Origin of the sequence: Arthrobacter bambusae, from assembly GCF_030812595.1 — a bacterium.
GTDB lineage: Bacteria > Actinomycetota > Actinomycetes > Actinomycetales > Micrococcaceae > Arthrobacter > Arthrobacter bambusae_B.
This window is the reverse complement of the sequence record NZ_JAUSSZ010000006.1, coordinates 72,533-86,132: the sequence shown is the minus strand read 5'-3', so window position 1 is coordinate 86,132 and position 13,600 is coordinate 72,533. Positions and strand designations below refer to the sequence as shown.

The following is a 13,600-nucleotide window of genomic DNA, read 5'->3' as shown; positions in this document are numbered from 1 at the left end:
AGGATACCGCTAAGTTAGGCACACCGAAAAGTAGATTTTAGGCACGGCTTGACTGGCGCGCTTGGGGCTTCAGGCGTGGGTGGGTTCTTCAACAAGTGCGGTGGCGATGCTGTCCGCATCCTCAAGGGCGGCGAGATACCGCTCGGCATCCAAGGCTGCGGCGCAACCGGTGCCGGCGGCCGTAATGGCTTGGCGGTATCGGTGGTCCACTGCGTCACCGCAAGCGAAGACTCCGGAGAGATTGGTAACGGTGGTGGGGGAGTCCACCTTGATGTAACCCTCGGCGTCGAGCTCCACCTGCCCCGCAACCAACTCCGTCCGCGGGACATGTCCGATGGCCACGAATATGCCCGTAGCCGCGTGTTCGCGCGTTTCGCCGCTGCGGGTGTCAGCCAGGGTTACGCCGGAGACCTTGGCATCGCCGTGGATTGCGGTGATGGCCGAATGCCACGCGAAGCGGATTTTCGGATTGTCCTTGGCGCGCTGGGCCATGATCCGGGAGGCCCGGAGCTCTCCCCTGCGGACGACGACGGTCACGGTCTTTGCGAACCGCGTGAGGAACATCGCCTCTTCCATGGCGGAATCACCCCCGCCCACCACGATGATTTCCTGCTCGCGGAAGAAGAAGCCGTCGCATGTGGCGCACCACGATACGCCGTGTCCGGCCAGCATCTTCTCCTCGGGCAAGCCGAGTTCTTTGTAGGCGGAGCCGGTCGCGAGGATCACGGCAGGGGCCTCGTGTGTGTCACCCGCTCCGGTCACCACGCGCTTGAAGTGCCCACGCAGCCGGACTTCAGTGACGTCGTCGAACGCTATCTTGGCACCGAAGCGCTCGGCCTGCTGCTGCAGGCCATCCATGAGTTCGGGCCCCTGGATGCCGGCAGGAAAGCCCGGGAAATTCTCCACCTCTGTCGTGTTCATCAGTGCGCCGCCGGCGGTGACCGACCCGCCAAGCACCAAGGGGTTCAATCCGGCCCGGGCCGCGTAAATTGCAGCGGTGTAGCCGGCGGGGCCGGATCCGATGATGATCAACTGTTCTTTGCTCATAGACAAGTGCAACAAGGACGAGGACTTCAATCAAGGGTTCGTCCGTCCAAGTGCATAATGGGTAAATGTTGACCGAAGCCGGAGCCGTCCTGATCCGGCCCATGAGTCCTGGGGATTGGCCAGAAGTCCGCGCGATTTTCACTGAAGGCATCGAGACCGGGCAGGCAACTTTCGAAGCGGCGGCTCCGGACTGGGAGCAATTCGATGCAAGCCGCCTTCCTGACCACCGCTTCGTTGCTGAGGGGTCGGGCGAGGTGTTGGGGTGGACGGCCGTTTCCGCTGTGTCTGCGCGTCCGGCCTATGCCGGTGTGGTCGAACACTCGGTATACGTCGCCGGCCCTGCCCGCGGGCGCGGTATCGGAAGCCGGCTGCTGAAAGCGCTTGCCGCGTCGACCGAAGCGCATGGCATCTGGACGATCCAGTCCAGCATCTTCCCCGAAAACGAGGCCAGCATCCGCCTTCATCAGGCGAACGGCTTCACTGTGGTTGGCCGACGCGAACGCATTGCGCGCATGAGTGCCGGTCCGTTGGCCGGCCATTGGCGCGACACCCTTTTGTTGGAGCGCCGCTCACGGAAGATCTGAGCCTGAAGTGTTTTCTGGCTGGCCCGGCTTGCCCAACTCCGGGCGTTCTTGGTGTGCGCGGGTGACGAAGTGCTCCACCCGTCGGTCGGGAACGAGCCAGATCAGCGCCACCACGGTGTACGCGGCGACGGCCAGCAGGGGCTCAACAAAGCAAAGGCCAAGGCCTGCAAGATAGATGAAGGGAGAGGTCTTCCCCTTCCAGTCCTTGCTAACCGCCTGGGCGAGCGCACCTTGGCGCCCTTGCTGGTGAATCAATGCCTGCTGTAGGACGAAGTAGGCAATCGCGGCGCAGAGCAGGTTGAACCCATAGGCCAGCACGGGGACTTCGACGAAGCCCGATTCATCCATCCAGCGCGTGCTGAACGGGAAGAGCGAGAGCCAGAACAAAAGGTGAAGATTCGCCCAGAGGATGGCTCCGTTGACCCGGTCGGCCAAATGGATCATGTGGTGGTGGTTGTTCCAGTAGATCCCCACGTAGACGAAGCTGAGCAGGTAGCTGAGGAATGTCGGGAGGACGCTGAGAAGTCCATTCCAGCTCGGTTCCGGGGGCGCCCGCAGTTCGAGCACCATGATGGTGATGACAATGGCCAGGACGCCGTCACTGAATGCCTCAAGCCGGTTCTTGTTCATCGTGTTTCCCTCATGGGGACATCATCGTAGGTGATCGTCCCGTCGCCAAACTGGCCCCCGGACAGCAAAAGCCCCCACGAAGCGCAAGCACGCGGCCAACGACCCGTGATGCCTGCGCCCGCAGGGGCATTCGCTGCCTCTAGCCCAGCGTTGAGCTATCGATCACGAAGCGGTACCGCACGTCGGACGCGAGTACGCGCTCGTAGGCGTCGTTGATCTTGTCGGCCGGGATGACCTCGATCTCGGCACCCAGTCCATGCTCCGCGCAGAAATCGAGCATTTCCTGGGTCTCGCGGATGCCCCCGATCATGGAACCGGCGAAGGACCGGCGTCCGCCGATAAGCGCGAACGCGTTGACCGGCAGCGGCTCCGCCGGTGCGCCCACGTTCACCAGTGCGCCGTCGAGCGTCAGCAACTGAAGGTAGGCGCTGATGTCGATCGGGGCGCTGACGGTGTTGATGATGAGGTCGAAGGACCGCGCAAGCTCCTCGAAAGTGGCCGGATCGCTCGTGGCGAAGTAGTGGTCCGCGCCCAGCCTCAGGCCGTCCTCCATCTTCTTCAGCGACTGGGACAACACGGTGACTTCGGCACCCATCGCGTGGGCGAGCTTGACGGCCATATGGCCAAGGCCGCCGAGCCCTACGACGGCAACCCTCTTGCCGGGGCCGGCACCCCAGTGACGCAGCGGCGAAAAGGTGGTGATGCCTGCGCACAGCAGGGGAGCGGCGGCGTCGAGCCCTATTCCTTCGGGGATCCGTACAACGAAGTCCTCGGTCACGACGACGTGGGTGGAGTAGCCGCCCTGGGTGATGGTACCGTCACGGTCAACCGCACCGTAGGTCCCGGTCATCCCCTGCAGGCAGTACTGTTCCTCGCCCTTGCGGCAGTTCTCACATTCGCGGCAGGAGTTGACCATGCAGCCGACTCCCACGCGATCCCCGACTTTGTGCCGGCTGACTTCGGCTCCGACTTCGGTGACAATTCCGGCGATTTCATGACCTGGGGCCAGCGGGTACGATTGCGGTCCCCAGTCGCCGCGGACGGTGTGGATGTCCGAATGGCAGATGCCAGCGAATTTGATCTCGATCAGAACGTCGTGGGCGCCGACGTCGCGGCGCTCAATGGTGGTGGGGACGAGGTCCCCGCCCGCGGACGGGGCGGCGTAAGCATTTACGGTCAGCATTTTTCTCCTGTTGTGGACGGAGGGAGGGCACTATCCATCAAACAGGATCACTCCGACGTGAGGGAGGCCCTGATGATAGGTGTACTGGCAAGGCCTCCCTGAGCGGTGCGGGCTAGTTCTTACCGAGGAAGATCGGGTTGGTCAACGCCGCCATGGGGCCGAGCGGGATGGTCGTACCCATCTCGGTACCGCTGCCGGAGGTTCCGTCGATCTTCGGATGCCTGACCTCCACGCGCACGTATGCCGCGAGCTGCGGCGTCGTGATCCACGTGCTGGTTCCCTGGCCCGACGCGGGAAGCGTGATTTGCTGGGTCTGTCCTTCATCCGTGATGAAACGCACGACGCCGTTGGGCACGCCGGCGATTTTCGCCGTCACCGTGACAGGAGCATCTGCCGCGAGGCTGAGCCGCTCGCCGACAGTCGCGCTCTTGCCGCCGGAGGTCACCTGGAAGTCCACCGAGACGTCGGCAGACTCTGCGATCCAGTTCCGCCCGTTCCGGATGCCGTCCAGCAGGGCATCACGTGACAGTGCCGAGGCGTTGACCACGTTGTGGGGGAGCCCGATGACCTGCGGGACACTGTGCGCGTCGCTGTTTCCCATGGCAGGGAGCCAACGGCCGCCCGTGCGCACGGAGTGGGCCAGCATCGAGTCCCACGTGTTGACGGAAGACTCGTCGTCCAAGGTCCACGGGCCGGTCCAAACCTCAACGGCGTCGGCGTCGTCATAGCCGAACTTCCAGCGGCAGGCGACGTACGGGCAGTACGGGTGGGCCGGGACCACGATTCCGCCGGAAGCGTGGATCCGCTGTGCTTCCTGCTCGAATCCCTTGTCGCGGGCGCGGTAGCGCCAGTCAATCCACTCGCCGGGTTCGAGGCCGAGCGCGAGGTAGTGACCGTTGCGGGTGGTAACTTCCTCACCCGTGAGGATGAGCAAGTCGTTTCCGGCGAGCGGCCCCCAGACACCGTGGGACGCGGGCGTGTTGTGATCCGTGGAGATCATGAAGTCGAGCCGCGCGGCACGGGCGCCGGCTGCAACCTCTTCGGGGGTGCGCTTTCCGTCGGAGTAGACGGTGTGCAGGTGCGCATCGCCGCGGTACCAGCCTGCGCCGCGGCCGGCGATCTGCTGCGGCGGGTACTGTGCCTTGAAGGGAGTGCCGTCAGGTCCGTACTCAAGCGTGACGTTGACGGTGTAGTCGAGGCCCTGCTCGGCTACCTGGTACGGGCCCAGGACGATGTTCCACGTGCCCTTCCCGATCGGTCCGGGCAGGTAGCCCGGGGTCGTGTCGCCAGCGCTGATGCTGAATTCGGTACGGAATCCGCCGGACCAGCCGCGGAAGCCCTTACCGGCAAGGTCGGTGCCCTTCTCATCAAAGATTCCGATGTCGCAGGCATTCCCGAGTAGTCCGGAAGCCACCTGGGGCTTGCTGTAGGTGTAGGAAACGCTGATCTTGTTGACGCCTGCCGGAACTTCGACCGGCAAGTACACGAAGTCTGCGGCGCCCGGGTCCAAATGGCCGGTGATGGTCTTGGTCTTGCTGGTTCCGGTATCGGCTGACGCGAACGAAACCGGCGTCAGGGTCAAAGCTGCGCCGGTCAGTGCGGCGGCCAGGAAGCCGCGCCGGGTTGAGGAAAAAGTGGCATTTTCGCCCGAGTGGGCTTTGCATGGAGAAGTCACCCGGACGATGCTGCCGCCAGTTACTGAACAGTAGGTAACCGTCCTGAGAACTAGGCATGAAACCACCACCAGCAGCAAGCACTGTCCAAACAACGGACTCACAGGGATTGGACCCTTGTCACGAGCGCCCCCCGGGCCTACTGTTCTTGGCATGCACCAAGGGCTGGGGCGACGGCGCAAACGATTCCCATGGACCGAACAGGACGGTGTTTTGAGATGTGCGATATCCCGGGTTTACTCCGTCGCCTGGAGGCCGACGACCTCGCTCGATTGCGCGAGATAGGCACAGAAAAGCCGTTGGATCCAAGGATGATCGCCGCCATAGATGCGGCGGCCGGCGGCCCAGGGGAAGGCCGCGGCTATTACGTGGTCAGTGGTTCCTTGTATCCGGTCGAAGCCCGGGACTACCATCTGCGCGAGGATGTAGCGGAAGCCGTTTTCGCGGCGGAAGGAACCTCCGTAGGCGCCACGTCCTAGGCTCAGGGACGAGCTACCCCGGCTGGCACCGGCCCGCACATGGATTCCATGCGGGGCCGGTGCTTTGGCGCAATTCAGTTTCACCCGGCCGCCATAGTTCTTCCCGTCATGGTCCTCGGTGGTTGTGCGGCTTTCGCGGCGGCGGCTTCGCGGGCAAGGAAAGCGCCGAGTTCGCCGATGGTGCTCATCAAGGGCGCCGGGAAGACGACGGTGGTGTTCTTGTCCACGCCGATCTCCACCATGGACTGCAGGTTGCGCAATTGCAGGGCCAATGGATGGGCCATCATGGTGTCTGAGGCCGTGCCCAATGCGGCGGCGGCCAGGGATTCGCCTTCGGCGGCGATGATCTTGGCGCGCTTCTCACGCTCGGCCTCGGCCTGGCGAGCCATGGCGCGCTTCATGCTGTCCGGCAGCTGGATGTCCTTGAGCTCCACGAGGGTCACTTCGACGCCCCATTCCAAGGTCAGTCCATCCAGGATCTGACGGATGTTGGCATTGATGACGTCCGTTTCCGCGAGCGTTTCGTCAAGCGTGTGCTGGCCCACTACTTTGCGCAGCGTGGTTTGCGCGATCTGGTCAATTGCCGCGTAGACATTTTCAATGGCGAGGACGGACTTGATAGCGTCGACCACCCGGAAATAGGCGACCGCGGAAATGTCCAGGCTCACGTTGTCCCGGGTGATGATCCCTTGGGATTGGATGGGCATGGTGACGATCCGCAGTGAAACTTTCCTCAGCCGATCGACGAACGGGATGATGATCACAAGCCCCGGAGTCCTGAGGCCTTGGATCTTTCCCAGCCTTAACAGGACACCGCGCTCATACTGGGTGACGATGTGGACGGCCATCGCAAACCAGATGACCAGCAGGATAATCAAGACGATAATCCATGTGATGGCGTCCGCAGTCATGGCCGGTCACCGCCTTCATCGCGTGGTGCTGATGCGTTCATGACGGAGATCCTTCGGTGGCAGTAGAGGGAAAAGGGAGCCCAATTTCCGCAGCGAGGCGGACGAACCCGCGCACGTTGTACTTCCAGTAAATCCCTGTATCCACGAAAGTTGTAGGCCCTGCGGTGCCATCCCCAGGAGCGAACCGGGGCGCCACGATCCAAGGGAACTGGCGTCATCCAGACAGTCGAAAGGAACGCCCCCTGGGGGGACATTCCTTTCAATTTCGTGGCTTAGACCCTTTCGCGGGTCCGGTCGATAACCGGCTCCGGATCGTTCGTGAACTCACGGTGGCGGCGCGGGAAGGCCCAGAACTTGAAGTCCTTCGCGTCAACCTTGGGTTCAGGGCGTTCCTCTGGTTCCTGTGAGGCATCTTTCCTGGTGTCCCGCCGGAAATCCTTGCTGTAGCCGTAGCACATCGCAGACCTCCTTCTAGCAACTGCCTTTTAATCGTCCTCCCGATCCGGCGAAGAGTCCACCATTCAGGGGCGGGTTCGCACATAGGCACAATGGAGGAGTGAAATCCCCACTCGGTCACCGGAACGCCGCGCTCGCATACCGTCCTTTCGACCTCGACACGATCGGGACGGGACTGGTTTTCGGGGAATCGTTGGGGGAACTCGCCAAAGCCCTCGGTGAACACGGAACTGTAGGCGACGGAACTGTAGGAGGCGGAACTGCGGGAGCCGCCGTCGTGCAGGCGCCCCCGGGGACCGGCAAGACGACCCTGGTGCCACCCTTGCTTGCCAACATCGAGGCCGCCGCCGTCGCCGGGAAAAAGCCTCGCAGGGTGATGGTGACCCAGCCTCGGCGTGTCGCCGCACGCTCGGCGGCACGGCGACTCGCCGCCCTCGACGGCAGCCGGCTCGGCGAGCGCGTCGGGTACACGGTCCGCGGAGAAAGCCAGGCCGGCCCCGGGACAATCATTGAGTTCGTCACACCTGGAATCCTCCTGCGCCGCCTGCTCGCGGATCCGGGGCTTGAGACCGCCGGCGCCGTGATCCTGGACGAAGTTCACGAACGCGGCCTGGAGACCGACCTGTTGCTCGGAATGCTCATTGAGGTCCGCGAGCTGCGGGACGACCTCACCTTCGTCGCGATGTCGGCAACCCTGGACGCCCCGCGGTTCGCCGGGCTGATTGGCGGTGCCGCCGTCGGTGCGGGCGGAGACACAAAGCCCGACGGCGGCGGGCCGGCACCCGTCGTCGACTGTCCATCCCCACTGCATCCCTTGACGGTGGACTGGATGCCTGCAGCCGCGCCGCGGTTGGACGGACGCGGCGTGACCCGAGCCTTCCTGGACCATGTAGCGGACACAGCCGCGGCGTCGTATACCGAAACACTCGCAACTGATCCGGACGTCGACGCCCTGGTGTTCGTCCCAGGCGCATGGGAGGTCTCCTACGTCGCTGCCCGGCTGCGCGCCCGGCTGGCCGGGAGGATGCCGGAAGCGGAAGTATTGGAGCTTTACGGACAGGCAAGCCCCGCGGAACAAGACCGCGCCGTCTCAGGCCGGGCACCTGGCGAATCTGCCCGGATCATTGTCTCGACCGCCCTGGCCGAATCCTCGCTGACAGTTCCGGGAGTGCGGCTGGTCATCGATTCGGGGCTGTCCCGTGAGCTGCGGCGTGACGCCGCCCGAGGCATGTCCGGCTTGGTCACGGTTTCCTGCTCCCGCGCCTCCGCCGACCAGCGCGCCGGACGCGCGGCCCGCCAAGGGCCCGGGCGCGTGGTCCGCTGCTACGAGCAAAAGGCGTACGGTGCCGCACCAGCCCACCCCACACCGGAAATCGCGGCCGCCGACCTGACGGGCGCCGCACTGGTCCTGGCCTGTTGGGGATCACCGGGTGGCCGGGGACTGGCACTTCCGGACGCACCGCCCCAGGCCGCGATGGCGGACGCCATTGAAGTGCTGCGGGAACTCGGCGCGATCTACCCGGACGGGCTCGCCACGGACGTGGGAAAGACACTCGCAAGGATTCCCGCCGACCCGCGCCTGGCACGCGCGCTGCTGGATGGGGCCGCCGCCGTCGGGCATCGTACGGCTGCCGAGGCAGTCGCACTTGTTGCGGGGGAGCAACGTGCTCCCGGTGCTGACCTGACGCGTCTCCTGGCCGCGCTCCGGACCGGCCAGGACCACGCCGCCCGGCGTTGGGCCGCGGATGTCCGCCGCATGGAGGCGATGGCGCGCCGGGAGGGATCCGGCGTCGGGACGTCGCTGGCCGCACCGGCAGACCCGGGCGAAGCAGTCGGGTTCGTCGTAGCGCTCGCGTTCCCGGACCGCGTGGCGCGCCGCGTTCCAGGCGGTGGACCTGAACGCTACCTGCTGACCTCCGGGACACGGGCCGGACTGCCGGCGGGCAGTCCGCTCACGGGCCACGAATGGCTCGCCGTGGCCGAAGTGTCCCGCGGGGACGGCAGGGACGCCGCAGGGACCGGCGCCGTCATCCGCTCCGCCGCGCCTTTGGCGGCAGATGCCGCGGAAGCTGCCGCCGGCCATCTCCTGAGCAACACGGTTGAAGCCGAATTCAAGCAGGGCCGCGTCACCGCCCGGCAGGAACGGCGCCTGGGAGCGATCGTTCTTTCTTCGACGCCGGTGCGCCCCTCCATCGAGGATGGACGCCCAGCCGTAGCCCGTGCCTTGGCGAAAGAGGGCCTGGGGACCATTGGATGGTCGAGTGCTGCGGATGCGTTGCGCAGGCGATTGGCGTTGCTGCATCGGGAACTGGGCGACCCCTGGCCGGACGTCTCCGAACCGGCATTGCTGGCACGGCTGGACAAATGGCTGGCCCCGGAACTCGAAGCGCTCGCAGGAGGCGCTGCCACGAGCGGGATCGACCTCGCCGAGCCGTTGCGGCGGCTTTTGCCGTGGCCGGAAGCGGGCCGCCTCGGTGAGCTGGTGCCCGAATGGCTTGAGGTGCCGAGCGGTTCAAAGGTGCGGATCGACTATCCGGACGTTGCGGACGACGGCGGCCGGCCGGTGCTCGCCGTGAAGCTGCAGGAGTGCTTCGGCTGGGCTGACACGCCCCGTCTGGTGGGCGGACGCGTGGCGGTCCTGTTCCACTTGCTTTCTCCGGCCAGGCGGCCGGTGGCTGTCACGGATGACTTGGCTTCCTTCTGGTCCGGCCCCTATGCCCAGGTCCGCGCAGAAATGCGCGGCCGCGATCCGAAGCATCCATGGCCCGAAGACCCGTGGACAGCGCCCGCCACGGCCAGGACCAAGCGCAAGATGTGACGTCGGCTCGCCGCCGGCTCCAGCGCCTGGGAGGCATTCACAGGCTTTTTCTTTAGGATGCCACGGTGATGAACATGGAATTGCGTCCCGCTGACCTGGCCAACGACTGGTGGCAGGCCGTGCTGCGGGGATTCACCACGGCAGAGGTCCCGAACCTCGCTGCGCCCGTTGTGTGGGGCGTCCTGGTTGCGGCCGTCGTACTGAGTATCCCCCGGGCCACGTGGCGTTGGTTCGGCCTCTACGTCACGTTCGTCCATGAGCTGGGGCACGCATTCGCTGCCCTCATGACGGGTCGGGTTGTCCACGGGCTCCGGATCGGGCTGGACCATTCCGGCCAGCTGCTCAGCAGTGGGCGGGGCAAGTTCGGCGCGGCCTGGTCCGGATTTTGGGGATATCCGAGTCCCGCGGTGGTAGGCGTGGCGCTCATCTGGTCTGTCTCGGCTGGCCGGTCGGGAGCGGCAATGTCCATCGGTGCGCTTGTACTGCTGCTCGCACTGGTTTTTCTACGGAACTTCACCGGTATCTTCGTGGCCCTCCTGAGCGCGGCGATTGCCCAACTACTTGTCATGTTCGCCACTGCCTCGACTGTCAGCCATGTGGTGCTCGGACTCGGCATAGCCCTCGAAGTGGGTGCCGTGCGGGACTGGTTCAAGGTGGCTTCGGTCCACACCCGCCGCCGGGATCGGCTCGCGTCCTCGGACGCCTACATCCTGGCCCGTGCCACCGGGGTGCCGTCCTTGCTGTGGCTGGTGGCTTTCGCAGTTGTCATTGCAGCGAGCGCGGCCTTTTCCCTTCGCATGGTGTGGGGCATGCTCTCGTAAGCCCGCGGTTTCGGCGCAGAGCGCCCGGATTGCTCTTGCCGTGCGCCGGTCCAGGGTGTGGAATCGGTTAGCAAAGGACGCGGGGGATCCGGCTCTACTCCAGGAGGTGCTCATGTCGGTGAAAGGCTCAGGCAGTGCGACGAAGGGGGCGAACCGGACCAACCCTGATCTTCGACGGGCGGACCCTTCCTCGGCGCCGGCCGATCGGCCCGCGAATATCCGCAACGTAGTCCTGATCGGCCGCTCTGGCGCGGGAAAGACGATGCTGCTCGAATCACTTCTCTACGCTGCCGGCGTCGTTTCCCGCATGGGTACCATCGTCGATGGGACCACTGTGAGCGATTCCGAAGCGACGGCCATCCACCAGCAGCGATCCATCGGACTGTCGGCGGCGCCCGTGGTCTTCGACGGAATCAAAGTGAACCTTCTCGACACCCCGGGCTACGCCGATTTCATGGGAGAGCTGCGCGCGGGCCTGCGTGCCGCGGATGCGGCGTTGTTCGTGGTGTCGGCAGTTGACGGCGTCGACGTCGGAACCACAGCCCTCTGGGGTGAATGCGAGCGCGTTGGCATGCCCCGGGCAGTGGTGATCAGCCGGCTTGACCATCCGCGGGCGAACTACGACGCTGTCCTGGCCGAATGCCGGGCCGCCTTCGGCGATTCCGTCCTGCCCCTTCACTTGCCGGTCCGCAACGGCGATGCCGTCTCGGGGGTGCTCGGCCTACTCTCGGGCTCAGTATCTGAGTACACCCCGGGTGAGCCACGGCCTGCGGTACGTCCCGCGACCGCGGAAGAATTGGCTGGCGCGGATGGTGTCCGCGGGGAGCTCATCGAGGGCATCATTTCCGAGAGCGAGGATGAGACCTTGATGGACCGGTACCTTGGAGGCGAGGAAGTGCCCGTAGATACCCTCGTAGACGATTTGGAGACGGCGATTGTCCGGGGGACGTTCTTTCCGGTGCTGGCAACCTCCTCCGTGACAGGAGTGGGCACGACCGAACTGCTGGAGGTGCTGACCCGGGCGTTTCCGCCTCCCACGGAGCGAAGACTGCCGACCGTAACTGACTTGGGCGGGACCCCGGTGGAACCCTTGACATGCGATCCGGATGGCCCGCTCCTTGGTGAAGTCGTGCGGACTACCGTTGACCCGTTCCTGGGGCGGGTGTGCCTGGTCCGGCTCTTCTCCGGGACGCTTCGCGAGGATTCCGCCGTGCACGTGGGCGGGCACGGCCTGGCCGAACGGGGCCACCCCGACCACGACAGCGACGAGCGGATCACGCATCTTTACTCGCCGCTGGGGTCCACCCTTCGGCCGGTTCAGTTCGCCGTGGCCGGCGACATCTGCGCGTTGGCGAAGGTGGCGAGCGCCGAGACGGGAGACACTGTATCCGCCCGCGAGGCTCCACTGCTCGTCGAAACCTGGGACATGCCCGAGCCGCTGATGCCTGTAGCGATCGAAGCGGCCTCGCACGGCGATGAGGATGCGCTGGCCAAGAGCCTGGCCAAGGTCGCTGCCGGAGATCCGACCCTCAGGGTGGAGCGCAACTCCGAGACGCACCAGCTGGTCCTTTGGTGCATGGGCGAGGCCCACTCGGAGGCGGTCCTGGACCGCTTGCGGGAGCAGGGGGTGAAGCTTCAGACGGTGGACGTCATCACGCCCCTCCGGGAGACCTTCGCGGCCCAGTCCGCCGGCCACGGGCGCTACGTCAAGCAATCCGGCGGACATGGACAGTACGCGATCTGCGATATCGAAGTGGAGCCCCTGGAACGGGGGGCCGGTTTCGAGTTCGTCGACAGGATTGTTGGCGGGGTCATCCCCGCCACCTACGTCGTTTCGGTAGAGAAGGGCGTCCGGGCCCAGATGAGCAAGGGCGTTCGGGCAGGGTTCCCGGTGGTCGACATCAGGGTGACCCTGGTAGGCGGCAAGACGCACAGCGTCGATTCATCGGACGCGGCTTTCCAGGCGGCCGGAGCGTTGGCCTTGCGGGAGGCCGCCGCGGCCGGCAGCGTTCAGCTCCTTGAACCGATTTCGGCGGTGACGGTCCTCGTGGCCGACGACCACGTGGGTGCCGTCATGAGCGATCTGTCCTCCCGTCGGGGGCGCGTGACCGGAACGACATCCGTGGGCCGGGAGACCACGGAGATCAGCGCCGAAGTCCCGGAACAGGAACTGCTGCGATACGCGATCGTGCTGCGGGGGCTGACTGCGGGCAGCGGCCGATTCCGCCGGGAGTACCTGCGGCACGAGCCGCTGCCCCCTGGCGTTGCCGTTGCCGCAGCGAAAGCCTGAGATCGAGCGAAAAGCTTCACGCCCGGCCCCTGCCAGGCAGGCTCAGCCCTCCCCGCGAAGGAATGCTGTCACCGGGGCCGCCAACGACGCTCCGATGTCCGCCGCACTCTTCTTGACTCCCGCGCGTTCGAAGGAATGGCCGCCGCCGTCCCACCACTCGATGGAGGCATTGGGTCCAATGCGGGCCACCACGTTTTCGAGCAGCTCCGGCGTCGCGAAGGTGTCCCGGGTACCCTGCAGGAAGAGCATTGGCAGCGTGAGTCCATAGAGGTGCTCATCGCGGAGCTTCTCGGGTTTGCCCGGCGGGTGCAGCGGGTAGCCGAGGTAGACGAGTCCCGCCGCGGACATGCCTTCGGCGACCGCCATCGACGCCATGCGGCCGCCGAAGGACTTGCCGGCCGCCCACAGCGGCTCGCCCTCCGAACGGGACGCCGCTACCTCCATGACGGCCCGCCAGGCAGCGATCGCCGCGGGTGGCCGGTCAGGGAACCTCTTGCCGGCTTCCCGGTAGGGGAAGTTGAAGCGCAAAGTCGCGACGCCGTCGTCGTTCAACGCGTGCGCGAGACCGTCCAGGAACGGATGCTCCATGCCCGCGCCCGCTCCATGGGCGAGCGCGAGGGTCGCAAACGGCTTGTCAGGCCGGCCGTAGATACCGGAGATCGGTGTGCCATCGACGTCGATCGTGACGCGGGATTCGGCGACGCGCAC

At 65.5% G+C, this 13,600-nt stretch carries 12 protein-coding genes; 5 read left to right on the top strand and 7 right to left on the bottom strand.

All coding sequences use genetic code 11. The annotated features are described in order from the left end of the window. Positions 1-69: 69 nt before the first annotated feature. Positions 70-1,047, bottom strand: a complete 978-nt coding sequence (gene trxB, locus J2S96_RS09950; protein ID WP_306862509.1) for a thioredoxin-disulfide reductase — start codon at positions 1,045-1,047, stop codon at positions 70-72. A gap of 65 nt (positions 1,048-1,112) precedes the next feature. On the opposite strand from trxB, the gene J2S96_RS09945 reads away from it, so the two are divergent. Then, positions 1,113-1,631 carry a GNAT family N-acetyltransferase gene (locus J2S96_RS09945; protein ID WP_306862506.1) on the top strand — a complete coding sequence of 173 codons (519 nt, stop codon included), beginning with the start codon at positions 1,113-1,115 and terminating at the stop codon, positions 1,629-1,631. Here J2S96_RS09945 and J2S96_RS09940 read toward each other — a convergent pair. The 3 genes from J2S96_RS09940 to J2S96_RS09930 form a co-directional block, all read right to left on the bottom strand. Further along, positions 1,617-2,261: a TMEM175 family protein gene (locus J2S96_RS09940; RefSeq protein ID WP_306862503.1), complete on the bottom strand. Its 645-nt coding sequence runs from the start codon at positions 2,259-2,261 to the stop codon at positions 1,617-1,619. The two genes, J2S96_RS09945 and J2S96_RS09940, sit on opposite strands and share 15 nt — an antisense overlap. A 139-nt stretch (positions 2,262-2,400) precedes the next feature. Continuing rightward, complete coding sequence (locus J2S96_RS09935; RefSeq protein ID WP_306862500.1) at positions 2,401-3,444, bottom strand: NAD(P)-dependent alcohol dehydrogenase; 1,044 nt, start codon at positions 3,442-3,444, stop codon at positions 2,401-2,403. A 112-nt stretch (positions 3,445-3,556) separates the two neighbouring features. Next, entirely contained in the window at positions 3,557-5,119 is a 1,563-nt protein-coding gene (locus tag J2S96_RS09930; protein ID WP_306862497.1) for a CehA/McbA family metallohydrolase, read from the bottom strand. 309 nt (positions 5,120-5,428) lie between these two features. Here J2S96_RS09930 and J2S96_RS09925 point away from each other — a divergent pair, with 309 nt between their 5' ends. Continuing rightward, positions 5,429-5,596, top strand: coding sequence for a hypothetical protein (locus tag J2S96_RS09925; protein WP_306862494.1), 168 nt, complete (start codon positions 5,429-5,431; stop codon positions 5,594-5,596). Positions 5,597-5,676: 80 nt separating this feature from the next. On the opposite strand, the gene J2S96_RS09920 is transcribed toward J2S96_RS09925, so the two are convergent. Together J2S96_RS09920 and J2S96_RS09915 are read right to left on the bottom strand one after the other, a co-directional pair. Beyond that, positions 5,677-6,507, bottom strand: a complete 831-nt coding sequence (locus tag J2S96_RS09920) for a slipin family protein (RefSeq protein ID WP_306862492.1) — start codon at positions 6,505-6,507, stop codon at positions 5,677-5,679. A 272-nt stretch (positions 6,508-6,779) separates the two neighbouring features. Next, a complete protein-coding gene (locus J2S96_RS09915) occupies positions 6,780-6,965 on the bottom strand; it encodes a hypothetical protein (RefSeq protein ID WP_306862490.1) in 186 nt (61 codons plus the stop codon). Between the two features lie 98 nt (positions 6,966-7,063). On the opposite strand from J2S96_RS09915, the gene hrpB reads away from it, so the two are divergent. The 3 genes from hrpB (at position 7,064) to J2S96_RS09900 (ending at position 12,892) form a co-directional block, all read left to right on the top strand. Further along, the gene (hrpB, locus tag J2S96_RS09910) at positions 7,064-9,781 is read left to right on the top strand and encodes an ATP-dependent helicase HrpB (protein WP_306862487.1); all 2,718 of its coding nucleotides are present in this window, start codon (positions 7,064-7,066) and stop codon (positions 9,779-9,781) included. A 68-nt stretch (positions 9,782-9,849) separates the two neighbouring features. Further along, complete coding sequence (locus J2S96_RS09905; RefSeq protein WP_306862810.1) at positions 9,850-10,602, top strand: M50 family metallopeptidase; 753 nt, start codon at positions 9,850-9,852, stop codon at positions 10,600-10,602. A 112-nt stretch (positions 10,603-10,714) separates the two neighbouring features. Further along, on the top strand, positions 10,715-12,892 hold the full coding sequence (locus J2S96_RS09900; protein WP_306862485.1) for an elongation factor G-like protein EF-G2: 2,178 nt from the start codon (positions 10,715-10,717) through the stop codon (positions 12,890-12,892). A gap of 42 nt (positions 12,893-12,934) precedes the next feature. Here the strand turns inward: J2S96_RS09900 and J2S96_RS09895 are convergent, their stop codons facing one another. Then, positions 12,935-13,600, bottom strand: a complete 666-nt coding sequence (locus J2S96_RS09895; protein WP_306862807.1) for an alpha/beta hydrolase family protein — start codon at positions 13,598-13,600, stop codon at positions 12,935-12,937.